Raw genomic sequence first — 13,717 nt, 5'->3', positions numbered from 1 at the left:
TCGCCGCAGCCGGACAACACACCCAAGGACAGGCCGATCGAAAGCACACAGATGAGTCCCCACGCACGCATGTTGTGTTGTCCCCCATGGTGTCCGGCAAGTGCCGGTCAGACGATCCCAGAGGCGTCTCCGCGACCGCAATAGTCCTTTGGGAGGACACCTCCCGCGAACACGTGGACCCCGACGCGATCCGGTCACTCCCGCCACGAGGACGCGCGATGCCCTAGAGTCCTTCGAGCAGGCACGAGGAAGCCGGTGAGACTCCGGCACAGTCGCGCTACTGTGACACCGCCTCCGCCCCCAGCAACCACAGCAGGGATCGGGTGCGGTGAAGTCAGGAACGAGTGTCTGCACACACCTCACACCCATTGACCAGGGACGCTGAATCCCTGAGGAGGCAACAATGTCGCAGTCCTCTGCCACCCCTCTCGCCGCGCCGGCCATCCAGGTCCCGGCCATCCAGGTCCCGGCCGTCCCGCTGCTGCAGCTCGGCACCTGGGTCGTCTTCTTCGGCCTGCTCGCCATGCTGGCGATCTTCTTCGTGAGCGCCGACCAGGGCGCCCTCTCGCTGTTCGCCGGCAACGCGGTGCACGAGTGGGTCCACGACGCGCGGCACCTGCTCGGCTACCCCTGCCACTGAGCCGGATCCCCTCGTGGGCACCGTTCCCAGGGACAGGTCTGTCCTCAGCCCGGCTGCCTTCCTCCTCCGCGGGCTCGCGGTGGGGCTGGCGGCCGGCCTGATCGCCTTCGTCGTGGCGTTCGCCCTCGGTGAGCCGTACGTCGACGACGCCATCGCGCTCGAGGAGGCGGCGGCCGCGCAGCCGCCCGCCGAGCACCCCGAGCACGCCGAGGAAGCGCAGGAGCCGGCCGGCCAGGACGGCATGGTCGAGATCTCGCGCGAGAACCAGAAGAGCTGGGGGCTGCTGACCGGCACCCTCGCCATCGGTGCGGCCCTCGGCGGCCTGGCCGCGCTGGCCGCGGCCGCCGTGCTCGGCCGGCTCGGTCTGTCGGCACGCGGATCCACCGCGCTGGTGGCGCTGGTCGGGTTCGTGGCGGTCACCCTCGTGCCGTTCACGAAGTACCCCGCCACGCCGCCCGCGGTCGGCAGCGGCGAGACGATCGGCGGCCGCACGGCGTCGTACTTCGCCCTGCTGCTGGTCTCCGTGCTCGCCGCGATCGCGGTGGTCGTGCTGGCCAACCGGCTCCGGGCCCGGTACGACGGCTGGACGGCCGCCTTCGTGGGCGCCGGGGTCTACCTGGTGGTCGTGACCGGCACCGGCCTCCTGCTGCCGACGGTCAACGAGCTCGGCGACTTCCCGGCCGACACGCTCTGGTACTTCCGCCGCTCCTCGCTGGTCACGCTGGCCGCGCTGTGGGCGAGCATCGGCGTCGGCCTGACCGTCCTGGTCGGCCGGATGCACGACCGTGCGGCGGCGGACCTCGCCCGGCGCGAGCTCGCCGCCAGCCTGTGAGGGCCGGCGCGAGGGCTGCGGGTCTCCTGCTCGGATACGCCGCGGATCGGCTCCTCGCCGATCCGCGGCGGGGTCATCCGGTGGCGGGCTTCGGCCACCTGGCGTCGGCGTTGGAGAGACGCCTGTGGCGCGACGCCCGCTCCGCGGGAGTCGTCCACGTCGGCGTCCTGGTCGGCGGTGCCGTCGTCCTCGGCGTCGCGGCGCAGCGGGCCCTCCCGGGGCCGCTTCCCCGCACGTTCGGTACAGCCGTCGCGACCTGGGCGGTGCTCGGCGGCACCTCCCTGGACCGGGAGGCCGCGGAGGTCTCCCGCCTGCTCGCGGCCGGCCACCTGCCACAGGCGCGGGTGCAGCTCACCCACCTGGTCGGCCGCGACACCCGGGAGCTCGACGAGTCGGAGGTCGTCCGGGCGACCCTCGAGTCGCTGGCCGAGAACACCTCCGACGCGGTGGTGGCGCCGCTGGTGTGGGGTGCTGTCGCCGGCCTACCGGGCCTGCTCGGCTACCGCGCCGCCAACACCCTCGACGCCATGGTCGGGCACCGCAGCGCCCGCTACGAGCGCTTCGGCTGGGCGGCGGCGCGCCTCGACGACCTGCTCAACCTGCCCGGCTCGCGACTGGCGGCCGCGCTCGCCACGGTCCTGGGCCCCGACCGGCGCGGCGCGCTTCGGGCCTGGCGTCGTGACGCCGCGGCCCACCCGAGCCCCAACGCCGGGCCGGTCGAGGCCGCCTTCGCCGGCTCGTTGGGTGTCCGGCTCGGCGGCACCAACGACTACGCCGGCCGGATCGAGCACCGTGCGGTGCTGGGCAGCGGACCGGCGCCCGACCGGGCCGACCTGGAGCGGGCCCGCGTGCTGGCCCGGCGGGTCGGCGCCGCGGCGGTCGTGGTGGCAGCGCTCCTCAGCCGGCGTCGGCCGGGGCGACCGGCCCCGGCGTCCCTGCGGGGCCGTCGATGATCGCCTCGGCGTTGCGGCCCACCCAGCGCAGCAGCGGGACCAGCACCTCGGCCAGCTCCTCGCCGAGCGGGGTCAGGCTGTAGTCGACCCGCGGCGGCATCACCGGCTGCTGCTCGCGGTGGACCAGGCCGTCGGCCTCGAGGGTCCTCAGGGTCTGGGCCAGCATCTTCTCGCTGATCCCCTGCGCCCGGCGGCGCAGGTCGCTCCAGCGCTGCGGCCCGTCGGTGAGCGAGACGAGCACCAGCACGCCCCACTTGCTCATCACGTGGTCGAGCAGCACCCGGCTCGAGCAGGCGGCCGGGAACACGCCGCCGGGGACCTGCTCGAAGATCGTCTCGGTACTTTCCGCCACGGTAGTACCTTACTTCAAAGTGCGTACTAACCAATGGGAAGTAACTTCCCGAACGGCCCGTTGAGGACGTCGACAAGCACGACCCCACCCCGTTCCCGGAAGGAACCCCACCATGTCCCTCGTCGTCACCGGAGCCACCGGCCAGCTCGGCCGCCACGTCGTCGCGTCCCTCCTCGCCAAGGGCGTCCCGGCCGACCAGGTCGTCGCGCTGGGCCGCGACGAGGAGCGCCTCGCCGGTCTCGCCGCGCTCGGCGTCACCACCCGCAAGGTCGACTACGCGGACACCGCCGCCCTCGCCGCCGCGTTCGAGGGCGCCGACCGCGTGCTGCTGATCTCCGGCAGCGAGGTCGGCCACCGTCTGCCCCAGCACCAGAACGTCATCGACGCGGCGCAGGCCGCCGGCGTCGGCCTGCTCGCCTACACGAGCATCCCGCACGCCGACACCAGCGGCCTCGCGCTCGCCGCCGAGCATCGGGCGACCGAGGAGGCGATCCTCGCCTCGGGGCTGCCGCACACCTTCCTGCGCAACAGCTGGTACCTCGAGAACTACACCGACCAGCTCGCGACGTACGCCGAGCACGGCACCGTCCTCGGGGCCGCCGGCGACGGTCAGGTCAGCGCCGCCACGCGCGCCGACCTCGCCGAGGCGGCGGCCGCAGCGCTGCTGCTCGAGCAGCCGAAGGAGGTCTACGAGCTCGGCGGCGCCGCGTTCAGCCTCAAGGAGCTCGCCGCGACGCTCGGCGAGGTCCTCGGCAAGGACGTCACCTACACCGACCTCCCGGCCGCCGAGCTGACGAAGGTCCTGGTCGCCGCCGGCCTGCCGGAGCCCTTCGCCGCCACCCTCGCCGACGCCGACCTGGGCCTGGGCCGGGGCGAGCTGTACGTCGAGCCCACCGACCTCGCGGAGCTGCTCGGCCGCCCGGCGACCTCGCTCGCCGAGGCGTTGCGCGCAGCCCGCTGAGATCCTGGGCGTGTGCTCCTCCTCGGTCGCGGGCATCACCGATGCATGGCGATCGATGAGGAGCACGTCCGTCCCGACGGCGTCGACGACCTGACGGTCGAGGCGCTCGGCAACATCTCCGAGGCGCTGGAGGCCGTCGAGGTCGCCCGCGGGCACCTCTACGCGTTCCACCGGATGAGCGGCACCGCCGACCTCACCCTCGGCAAGGGTGTCGACCAGCTCCGGGAGGCCGGCCACACCGAGCTCGCCGACCGGCTGCAGACCGCGCTCGTCGGCCGCAACGTGCTGCACGGCCGGTGGACCTTCCAGGTCGTCGAGGAGTACGACGACGGCTACTACGCCGACTTCAAGCAGCTCGAGCAGGAGGCCCGCGACGCGCTCGTCGCGGGCCGCCGGCACCTCTACGAAGCTGAGATGAAGGAGGACCGGCGTACCCACGGCCGGCCCGGCCACGAGCGCAGGCCCGACGCTGCCGGTGGTTGAGGTGCGAGGCGCGCCAGCGCCGAGCCTCGAAACCTCCGGCTACACCTCGACGAGCCAGGCCATCGCCGCGTCGACGTCGGGCACCGTCCTGACGCCCTCCGGCGCGGCCGGCCGGCGTACGACGACCACGGGGATGCCCAGCTCGGCGGCGGCCTCCATCTTGGGCCACGTGTGCTCGCCGCCGGAGTCCTTCGTGACGAGGACGTCCCGGTCGGCCATCAGGTCCAGCTCGCGCGCGAGCGTGTAGGGCCCGCGTGAGGTCAGCAGCTCCCACGCGGGCGGGATCTCGACGTCGGGCGGGTCGACGACCCGGGCGAGCACCTGGCGCTCGGCGAGCGCCGGCACGAACCGGGCGAGCTCCTGGCGCCCGACGGTGAGGAACGGGCGGCTGCCGAGCTCGCCGGCGACGGTCGCAGCCTGCTCGTGGGTGTGGACCCAGATCCAGGACGGGGTGGCGCGGTCGGCCCAGCCCGGCCGCTGCAGCCGGATCAGCGGCTTTCCCGACGCGGCGCAGGCGGCCGCGGCGTTGCGCGAGATGCCGGCCGCGAACGGGTGGGTGGCGTCGACGACCAGGTCGAAGTCGGCCAGCGCCGCCTGCAGGCCGGCGACGCCACCGAAGCCGCCGATCCGGACCTCACCGAGGGGCAGCCGGGGCCGGGCGACCCGGCCGGCCAGCGACGACACGACGGGGACGCCGGCGTCGACCAGCCGCGTGGCGAGTTCACGGGCCTCCCCCGTGCCGCCCAGCAGCAGCACCCGCGGCCCGCTCACCGGGTCAGCTCCACGATCGCGTCGAGGTCGAGGTGCTCCTCGACGAGGTCACCGAGCAGGTCCAGGCGGGCCGCGCGCGCCGCCGGGAAGGAGGCGCCGCTCGCGACACCGAGGCTCTGGGCGAGGTACGCCGCCCGGGTGGCGTCGTCCTCCAGGCTGCCGTGCACCATCGTCCCGGTCACCGCTCCCGCCGTGGTCTCGCCGCTGATCCGGCCGTGGTGGATCTCGTAGCCCGCCGGCTCGTGCAGCACCAGCCGCTTCTCCGCACCGAACCGCGTGGTCAGGTCCAGCAGGCCGAGCCCGTCGGCGCCGGCGCCGGCCGTGCCCTCGATGCCGTCGGGGTCCTCGATCCGCCGGCCCAACATCTGGCAGCCCCCGCAGATCCCCAGCACCGGGCGGCCGGCCCGGGCGTGACGCAGGATCGCGGCGTCGAGCCCGCGCTCGCGGACCCACGCCAGGTCGGCGAGCGTCGCACGCGACCCCGGCAGCACGACCAGGTCGGCGTCGGCGAGCCGCGCCGGGTCGGAGACGAACTCGACGTCCAGCGCCGGCTCCAGCCCCAGCGCGTCGACGTCGGTGAAGTTGCTGATCCGCGGCAGCCGCACCACCGCGACCCTCCGCACGCCGGCCCCCACCTCGGCCCGGCGGCCGGCAAGGTCGAGCGCGTCCTCGGAGTCCAGCCACAGGTCGGGGTGCCACGGCAGCACGCCGTACGTCGGCCGGCCGGTGCGCTGCTCGAGGTCGGCGAGACCCGGCCGGAGCAGGTCGACGTCGCCGCGGAACTTGTTGACGACGTACCCCCTGATCAGCGCCCGGTCCTCCGGGTCGAGCAGCATCAGCGTGCCGTAGGCCGCGGCGAACCAGCCGCCGCGGTCGATGTCGCCGACCACGATCGTCGGCACGTCGCCGTGCCGCGCCAGACCCATGTTGACGTAGTCGGTGGCGCGCAGGTTGATCTCCGCCGGGCTGCCGGCGCCCTCGGCCACGACGAGGTCGTAGCGGGAGCGCAGGTCGTCGAACGCCTCGAAGGCGGTGGCGGCCAGCCGCGCCCGGCCGTCGTGCCAGTTGCGCGCCGACACCTCGCCGTCGGGCTGCCCCATCAGCACGACGTGGCTGCGCCGGTCGCTGCCCGGCTTGAGCAGGACCGGGTTCATCGCGACCTCGGGCTCGGCCCCGGCCGCGATCGCCTGCGCCCACTGGGCGCGCCCGATCTCGCCGGCCTCACCGCCGGGCCCGCGGACCACCATCGAGTTGTTCGACATGTTCTGCGCCTTGTACGGCGCGACCCGGATCCCCCGCCGCGCGAACGCCCGGCACAGCCCGGTCGTCAGCACGCTCTTGCCCGCGTCGGAGGTCATCCCCGCGACGAGGAGTGCGCGGCCGCTCATCGCGCGCTCCCGGGGAGCTGCATGGATCCCCGGACATCCGGGGATTCATGCGCTTGTCGGGGGTTGCAACACCTGACAAGCGCAGGAATCGCATCCCGGCGGTGACGCGTGGGGCCCGTGGGACTCATCCGCGCTTCCCCCGGAAGACGTGGCGCTGCAGCGTGGTCGGCACCGGCCCACCCTCGCGCACCCAGTCGACGACCGCATCCGTGGCCGACGGCGACAGCACGCCGCCGAGCCAGGTGTCCTTCGGCCGCCGGCCACCGGGGAACCAGGTGAAGTCCCGGACGAGGACGACGTTCGACCGGTCGCACTCGTCGAGGCAGTCGACCACCCGCACCCGCACCCGCGGCCCCCGCCGCCCGGCCGGGTCGTCGAGCGCCTCGATCTCGTCGCGCTGGCCGCGGTGGTCGGCGTCCGGGTGCTTCTTCGTGGTGCCGCAGCAGCAGTCGCGGCACAGCAGCACGTCACGCTCAGGCAGCGCCATCGTCGCCCCCGGTCGCCGGCGCCCGCAGCAGGAACAGGTCCATCACCCAGCCGGCCTCGGCCTTCGCCGCGGCCCGCGCCGCCTCGATCTCCGCGACCACCGCGCCGACCCGACCGGACACGAGCCGCTCCCCCACGCCGCCCAGGTTGGCGCCCCACCAGATCGTCCAGTCCTCGAAGCCGTCGAGGTCGACCCCCGCGGTCAGCATGACGACCAGGTTGCGCTGCCCCGAAGCGACGTCGGACCGCAGCCGGCGCGCGGTCGTGACGTGCACCGGCTGTCCGACCTCGTGCAGCACGATGCCGTGCCGGGCGGCCAGCACCTGCGGCGCGCTGATCCCGGGCAGCACGTCGTACGCGACGCCGAGCTCCTGGAAGACCCGGATCGCACCGTCGTACAGCGACGGGTCGCCCCACACCAGGAAGGCGCACACGCCGCCCCGCGCCGACAGCACGTCGCGGTAGGCGGCCAGCCGGGCGGCGTACCAGTCGGCGACGGCGCCCTGATACCCCGCGCGGTCCAGGCCCGGGGAGCGGTCCCGCTCCGGGTCCGGTACGACGACCAGCTCCAGCCCGTGCTCGGACGCCACCGCCCGCCGGACGGCCAGCAGCGGATCCGCGGCGCTCTTGGCCACGGCCAGCGCGTAGTCGCAGCCCGCCAGGGCCGCGGCGGCCTCCGGCGTGACGTGCTGCGGCCCCATCCCGAAGCCGACGATGCGGACCTCGGCGGCGGTCACCGGGCTGCTCCGGCAAGGCGCCGATTGGGCACAAACCGCAGCCTCGTACGGCGTGTCGTTGCGGTTTGGTCCCAAACCGCAACATCCCGAGCGGCACTCATCGGTCCTCCAGGTCGCCCTCGACCTCGAGGTACGCCGCCTGGAGGGCGGCCAGCACGTCGGGATCAGGAGCCGCCCACAGCCCACGGTCCTTCGCCTCGTGCAGCCGCTCGACGATGCTGCGCAGCGCCCACGGGTTCGACCGGCGCAGGAACTCCTGGTTGGTCTCGTCGAGCACGTACTCCTTGGCCAGCGACTCGTACATCCAGTCGTGCACGACCCCGGCGGTGGCGTCGAAGCCGAACAGGTAGTCGACGGTCGCGGCCAGCTCGAAGGCGCCCTTGTAGCCGTGGCGCTGCATCGCGCCGATCCAGCGCGGGTTGACGACGCGGGCGCGGAAGACCCGGTTGGTCTCCTCCTGCAGGGTCCGGGTGCGCACGGCGTCCGGCGTCGTGGAGTCCCCCACGTAGGCGCGGGGGGCAGTGCCGGTCAGCGCGCGGATCGTGGCGACCATGCCGCCGTGGTACTGGAAGTAGTCGTCACTGTCGGCGATGTCGTGCTCGCGGGTGTCGATGTTCTTGGCGGCGACCTTGATCCGGCGGTAGTTGGCCCGCATGTCGTCGGAGGCGGGTACGCCGTCGAGGCCGCGTCCGTAGGCGAAGCCGCCCCAGGCGGTGTAGACCTCGGCGAGGTCGGCGTCGTCGCGCCAGGAGCCGGACTCGACGGCCTGCAGGATGCCGGCGCCGTAGGAGCCCGGCTTGGAGCCGAAGATCCGGGTGGTGGCGCGCCGGGCGTCGCCGTGCTCGGCCAGGTCGGCCTGCGCGTGGGCGCGCACGAAGTTGGCCTCGAGCGGCTCGTCGAGCTCGGCGACCATCCGGACTGCGTCGTCGAGCATCGCCACCACGTGCGGGAAGGCGTCGCGGAAGAAGCCGGAGATCCGCACCGTCACGTCGATCCGCGGCCGGCCGAGCTCCTCGAGAGGTACGACGCTCAGCGCGTGCACCCGCTTGGAGGCCTCGTCCCACTCGGGGCGCACGCCGAGCAGCGCAAGCACCTCGGCCACGTCGTCACCGGAGGTACGCATCGCCGAGGTTCCCCACACCGAGAGGCCCACCGACTCGGGGTAGGCGCCCTCGTCCGACACGTAGCGCTCGAGCAGGGAGTCGGCCATCGCCTGGCCCGTCTGCCACGCGAGGCGCGAGGGCACCGCACGCGGGTCGACCGTGTAGAAGTTCCGTCCGGTCGGCAGCACGTTGACCAGGCCACGCAGCGGCGAGCCCGACGGGCCGGCGGGCACGAAGCCGCCGGCCAGCGCGTGCAGCGTGTGGTCGAGCTCGTCGGTGGTCCGCGACAGCCGCGGCACCACCTCGGTGGCGGCGAAGGCCAGCACCCGCCGTACGTCGGCATCCTGGTGCAGGTCCGCGACACGGGCCGGGTCCCAGCCGGACTTCTCCATCGCCTCGACCAGGGCCCGCGCCTCGGCCTCGACCCGGTCGACCTCGACGGTCGGGGCGTCCGGCGCCAGTCCCAGCGCGGTGCGCAGGCCCGGCACGGCCTGCGCCTGCCCGCCCCACACCTGCGCTGCCCGCAGGATGGCGAGCACCAGGTTGACCCGCGCCTCCCCCTCCGGCGCCTGGCCGAGGACGTGCAGCCCGTCGCGGATCTGGACGTCCTTGATCTCGCACAGCCAGCCGTCGACGTGGAGCAGGAAGTCGTCGAAGTCGTCGTCCTCGGGCTGCTCGTCCAGACCGAGGTCGCGGTGCAGCTCGGCGGCGTGCATCAGCTGCCAGATCTCACCGCGGATCGCGGCGAGCTTGGCCGGGTCCATCGCGGAGATCTTGTCGTACTCCTCGAGCAGGCCCTCGAGGCGCGCGATGTCGCCGTACGCCTCCGCGCGCGCCATCGGCGGCACCAGGTGGTCGATGATCGTCGCATGCGCGCGGCGCTTGGCCTGCGCGCCCTCACCGGGGTCGTTGACGAGGAACGGGTAGATCAACGGCATGCTGCCGATCGCCGCGTCGGTGGCACACGACGCCGACAGGGCGGCGTTCTTGCCGGGCAGCCACTCCATCGAGCCGTGCTTGCCGAGATGCACGACCGCGTGGGCGCCGAAGCCGTGCTCCACCCAGCGGTACGCCGCCAGGTAGTGGTGCGAGGGCGCCAGGTCGGGGTCGTGGTAGATCGCGACCGGGTTCTCCCCGAAGCCCCGGGGCGGCTGGATCATCAGCACGACGTTGCCGGCCTGCAGGGTGGCGAGCACGATCTCGTCGCTGTCGTTGACGAACAGCCGGCCCGGCGCGGGCCCCCACGCCTCGACCATCGCGTCGCGCAGGTCGTCGGGCAGGTCGGCGGTCCAGGTCGCGTAGTCCTCGGCCGAGATCCGCACGTGCGCGTCCGTGAGCTGCACCGACGTCAGCCACTCCTCGTCCTGGCCGCCGGCGGCGATCAGTGCGTGGATCAGGGTGTCGCCGGCGACGGTGTCGTCGTCGAGGTCCAGCACGCCGAAGCCGTCGCCGACGTCGTACCCGGCATCGCGCAGCCGGCGCAGCATCCGCACCGCGGAGACCGGGGTGTCGAGGCCGACGGCGTTGCCGATCCGGGAGTGCTTGGTCGGGTACGCCGAGAGCATCAGCGCGATCCGCTTCTCGGCGTTCGGCACCTTCCGCAGCCGGGCGTAGCCGACCGCGAGCCCGGCGACGCGCGCCGCGCGCTCGGGGTCGGCGACGTACGACGGCAGCCCGGCGGGATCACGGGGGTCGATCTCCTTGAACGAGAACGGCGCCGTGCTGATCCGCCCGTCGAACTCGGGGATCGCCACCTGGTTGGCGTAGTCGAGCGGCGTGACGCCGTCGTCCGACTCCTCCCACTCCGCGCGGCTGCTGGTCAGGCACAGGCCCTGCAGCACCGGGATGTCGAGCGCGGCGATCCGCTCCACGTCCCAGGTCTCGTCCTCTCCGCCGGCGCTGACCGAGGCGGGCGTCGAGCCCCCGGCGGCCAGCACGGTCACGACCAGCGCGTCGAGGTCGCCGAGCGCAGTGAACAGCTCGTCGGGCGCGGAACGCAGGGAGCCGGCGAAGATCGGCACGCCGACGGCCTCGCCGGTCGCGTCGATCGCGTCGCACAGCGCGTGCACGAAGGCCGTGTTCCCGCTGGCCTGGTGGGCCCGGTAGAACAGCACGCCGACCTTCGCCGTACCCGAGCTCGTCGAGTAGCCGTCGTGAGGAACGAGCGACGGCGTATCGAGACGCTCCCGCTCCACGATCCCCCACGCCGGGATCACCTCGGGCGCCTCGAAGCCCTCGCCGGTCAACAGCACGGTGTCGGACAGGAACCGGTGCAGCTCGGCGAGGTTGCGCGGACCTCCCTCGGCCAGGTAGCGGTGCGCCTGCGCGGCGATCCCGACCGGCACGCTCGAGGCCTCCATCAGCTCGGCGCTGGGCGTCAGCTCGCCGCCGAGCACCACGAGCGGACGGCCGGTGCCGCGCAGCGCGGCCAGCTCGGCGTCGTACTGCTGCGGGGAGCCCAGCAGCCGGACGAGCACCAGGTCGGCGTCCGTGGCCAGGGCGACGAGGCCGTCGCGGTCCGTACGACTCGGGTTGGCCCAGCGGTAGTCGGCACCACTCGTGCGCGCGGACAGCAGGTCGGTGTCGGACGTGGACAGCAGTGCGATGCGCGCCATGACGCTCAAGGCCTCCTCGGGGTTCGCGCCCCTCATCGGTAGGTGTCGTCCGCGGCCAGTGTCTGGCTCTCCCCACCGCTGGTCGCGGCAGGGATCACAGTGGCGGAACCGCCCCGGTCTCACACCGGGTTCCTGGGCCGCGGACCTGTGGAGGCTCAGCCTACGGTGGTGGCATGCAGGATCAGCAGGCGCCCGGCCTCCCCGTGGCCGTGCACGGTCACCCCAACCTGGACACCCTCCTCCTGTGGCACCCGGCGGTCCGCACGGACGCCGACGCCGTCGGCGCGCTGGCGAGCCGGATCGCCACCCGCAGCGGGATCCGGGTCGTCGTACCGACGTGGGAGGACGGGCGCGACCTGCTCCGCTCCGTGCGCTACGCCCGGGGATCGGCGGTGCACCCGCCGGACCAGCTCTCCGTCGTCGGGTACGGCGCCGCCGGGATCGCGGCGCTCAGCCTGGCCCAGCACCAGCGGCGCCTCGGCATCGGCCTGCGCCGGGTGACCTGCGTCGACGGCGCAGCCGACCTCGTCGACCCGATCAGCGGGCGGCCGCTGGCCGCGCCCCCATCTGCGCCGGCAGACACCGCGGTCGACGTCGTCGCGTCGACGGCCCCCGGCTGGGCGGAGGCGACGGCGACCGCGTGGCAGGCCGCAGGCTGGGCCGCCACGCTGGTCGCCGCCGATCAGTTCACCTGGCGGCTGTAGCCCTCCCAGTAGGGCGCACGCAGCTTGAACTTCTGCAGCTTGCCGGTCGCGGTGCGGGCCAGCTCGGTGCGGAACTCGATCGACGTCGGTGACTTGTAGCCGGCGAGCCGGTCCTTGCACCAGCGGATCAGCTCGGCCTCCATCTCCGCGTCGGCGCTCGACTCGGCGGTGAGCACGACGAGCGCCTTGATGGTCTCGCCCCACTTCTCGCTCGGGACGCCGATGACGGCGACCTCGGCCACCGCCGGGTGGGAGAAGAGCGTGTCCTCCACCTCGATCGAGGTGACGTTCTCGCCGCCGGTGATGATGACGTCCTTCTTGCGGTCGGCGATGGTGAGGTAGCCGTCGTCACCGAGCACGCCACCGTCGCCGGTGTGGAACCAGCCGCCGGACAGCGCGGCGTCGGTCTCCTCCGGCTTCTCCCAGTAGCCCTCGAGGATCACGTTCGAGCGGGCCAGCACCTCGCCGGCACCCTCCTCGGACTCGTCGATGCGCAGGGTGACGCCGATCGCCGGCGCCCCCGCGCGGGTCAGCTTCCCGGCTCGGTCCTCGGCGCTCAGGTCGTCCCACTCGGCGCGGGTGCGGTTGAAGGTGAGCAGCGGCGAGGTCTCGGTGAGGCCGTAGATCTGGATGAACTCCCAGCCGAGCTCCTCCTGGACCCGGATCACGGTCTTCGTCGGCGGCGGGGCGCCGGCCATGATGATCCGCACCCGGTCCCGGCCGGGGATCTCGCCCTCCCAGGTCTGCGCGGCCTCGAGGACCGCCGCGGCGACCGCGGGCGCCGCACACATCACGGTCACGCCGTGGTCGCGCACCCGGCGCAGGATCTCGGCGCCGTCGATCTTGCGGATCACCACGTGCTTGGCGCCGACACCGGTGGCGATGAACGGCCAGCCCCACCCGTTCGCGTGGAACATCGGCAGGGTGTGCAGGTAGACGTCACGGTCGTTGGCCTGCGCGTGCAGACCGAAGGTCAGCGCGTTGGTCCAGATGTTGCGGTGCGTGATCTGCACGCCCTTGGGTCGGGCGGTCGTACCCGAGGTGTAGTTGATCGTGGCGGTCGCCGTCTCGTCGTGCTCCCACGCCCGCGGCTCGGCACCCGGGGCCGCGTAGAGGTCCTCGTCGTCGCCGAGGAGGAACTTGTGCTCGCAGGTGACGCCCGCGAGGTGCTCGGCGATCTCGGGGTCGACGTACAGCACCCGGGACCCGGACTGGTCGACGATGTACTGCACCTCCTCGGGGCTGAGCCGGAAGTTCACCGGCACCAGGACCCGGCCCCAGCCGCTGACGCCGAAGAACGAGGTCAACAGGCGGCTGCTGTTGTGGCTGACGATCGCGACCCGCTCCCCCACGCCGATGCCGAGCTCGTCGAGCTTCGCGGCCTGGCGGCGGGCGAGCTCGCCGATCTGCGCATAGGTGAGCTCGCCCTGGCTCGGGGCGGGCTGGGTCGGCTCGTCGACGACACCCACCCGCTCGCCGTACACCTGGACGGCTCGGGCAAGGAAGTCGTTGACGCTGAACGGGACGAACACGCGGGGCCTCCCAGGGCTCGGACGCGGGTCAGCGAGTGACCCGGATGTGACTGTCACCACCCTAGGCCCCCGTCCCTCCTCGCGCCCCCTTCGAAAGAGGGGGTCGCCCGGATGAGAGGACTCTCATCCACCTCTCACGCAGCGTCCACGATCGGGCAGG

At 73.3% G+C, this 13,717-nt stretch carries 13 protein-coding genes and 1 riboswitch; of the genes, 6 read left to right on the top strand and 7 right to left on the bottom strand.

What is annotated here, in order from left to right; all coding sequences use genetic code 11:
* The first annotated feature begins 403 nt into the window (after positions 1–403).
* From KU893_RS10395 to KU893_RS10385, 3 genes are read left to right on the top strand one after another with little or no spacing between them, the layout of a single operon-like run.
* Positions 404–640 carry a CbtB-domain containing protein gene (locus tag KU893_RS10395; RefSeq protein ID WP_218234270.1) on the top strand — a complete coding sequence of 79 codons (237 nt, stop codon included), beginning with the start codon at positions 404–406 and terminating at the stop codon, positions 638–640.
* 13 nt (positions 641–653) lie between these two features.
* A complete protein-coding gene (locus tag KU893_RS10390) occupies positions 654–1,472 on the top strand; it encodes a CbtA family protein (RefSeq protein ID WP_218234269.1) in 819 nt (272 codons plus the stop codon).
* Positions 1,469–2,425: a cobalamin biosynthesis protein gene (locus KU893_RS10385; RefSeq protein WP_218234268.1), complete on the top strand. Its 957-nt coding sequence runs from the start codon at positions 1,469–1,471 to the stop codon at positions 2,423–2,425. The genes KU893_RS10390 and KU893_RS10385 overlap by 4 nt, the downstream gene beginning before the upstream one ends.
* Here KU893_RS10385 and KU893_RS10380 read toward each other — a convergent pair.
* Positions 2,370–2,777 (bottom strand): winged helix-turn-helix transcriptional regulator, encoded by a 408-nt coding sequence (locus KU893_RS10380; RefSeq protein ID WP_257441331.1) that lies wholly within the window; start codon positions 2,775–2,777, stop codon positions 2,370–2,372. The genes KU893_RS10385 and KU893_RS10380 overlap by 56 nt on opposite strands.
* Before the next feature lie 112 nt (positions 2,778–2,889).
* On the opposite strand from KU893_RS10380, the gene KU893_RS10375 reads away from it, so the two are divergent.
* Together KU893_RS10375 and KU893_RS10370 are read left to right on the top strand one after the other, a co-directional pair.
* Complete coding sequence (locus tag KU893_RS10375) at positions 2,890–3,738, top strand: SDR family oxidoreductase (protein WP_218234267.1); 849 nt, start codon at positions 2,890–2,892, stop codon at positions 3,736–3,738.
* A 45-nt stretch (positions 3,739–3,783) separates the two neighbouring features.
* Complete coding sequence (locus KU893_RS10370; RefSeq protein ID WP_218234266.1) at positions 3,784–4,221, top strand: hypothetical protein; 438 nt, start codon at positions 3,784–3,786, stop codon at positions 4,219–4,221.
* A 39-nt stretch (positions 4,222–4,260) separates the two neighbouring features.
* Here KU893_RS10370 and KU893_RS10365 read toward each other — a convergent pair whose 3' ends face one another.
* From KU893_RS10365 to cobN, 5 genes are all read right to left on the bottom strand, one after another.
* Positions 4,261–4,992: a cobalt-precorrin-6A reductase gene (locus KU893_RS10365; RefSeq protein ID WP_218234265.1), complete on the bottom strand. Its 732-nt coding sequence runs from the start codon at positions 4,990–4,992 to the stop codon at positions 4,261–4,263.
* Positions 4,989–6,380 carry a cobyric acid synthase gene (locus tag KU893_RS10360; RefSeq protein ID WP_218234264.1) on the bottom strand — a complete coding sequence of 464 codons (1,392 nt, stop codon included), beginning with the start codon at positions 6,378–6,380 and terminating at the stop codon, positions 4,989–4,991. The genes KU893_RS10365 and KU893_RS10360 overlap by 4 nt, the downstream gene beginning before the upstream one ends.
* Positions 6,381–6,504: 124 nt before the next feature.
* Complete coding sequence (locus KU893_RS10355; protein WP_218234263.1) at positions 6,505–6,867, bottom strand: hypothetical protein; 363 nt, start codon at positions 6,865–6,867, stop codon at positions 6,505–6,507.
* Entirely contained in the window at positions 6,854–7,603 is a 750-nt protein-coding gene (locus KU893_RS10350) for an SAM-dependent methyltransferase (protein ID WP_257441332.1), read from the bottom strand. Before KU893_RS10350 ends, KU893_RS10355 begins: the two co-directional genes overlap by 14 nt.
* A 97-nt stretch (positions 7,604–7,700) precedes the next feature.
* A complete protein-coding gene (gene cobN, locus KU893_RS10345; protein ID WP_246592401.1) occupies positions 7,701–11,321 on the bottom strand; it encodes a cobaltochelatase subunit CobN in 3,621 nt (1,206 codons plus the stop codon).
* Positions 11,322–11,357: 36 nt separating this feature from the next.
* Positions 11,358–11,478, bottom strand: a riboswitch (cobalamin riboswitch).
* A gap of 16 nt (positions 11,479–11,494) precedes the next feature.
* Here cobN and KU893_RS10340 point away from each other — a divergent pair.
* Complete coding sequence (locus KU893_RS10340) at positions 11,495–12,025, top strand: hypothetical protein (protein ID WP_218234261.1); 531 nt, start codon at positions 11,495–11,497, stop codon at positions 12,023–12,025.
* Here KU893_RS10340 and KU893_RS10335 read toward each other — a convergent pair.
* On the bottom strand, positions 12,004–13,557 hold the full coding sequence (locus KU893_RS10335) for an AMP-binding protein (protein WP_218234260.1): 1,554 nt from the start codon (positions 13,555–13,557) through the stop codon (positions 12,004–12,006). The genes KU893_RS10340 and KU893_RS10335 overlap by 22 nt on opposite strands.
* Positions 13,558–13,717 lie beyond the last annotated feature (160 nt).

The sequence above is a fragment of the Nocardioides daeguensis genome (assembly GCF_019192965.1).
In the GTDB taxonomy this organism is placed as follows: Bacteria; Actinomycetota; Actinomycetes; order Propionibacteriales; family Nocardioidaceae; genus Nocardioides; species Nocardioides daeguensis.
This window is presented reverse-complemented; position numbering and strand designations above follow the sequence as displayed.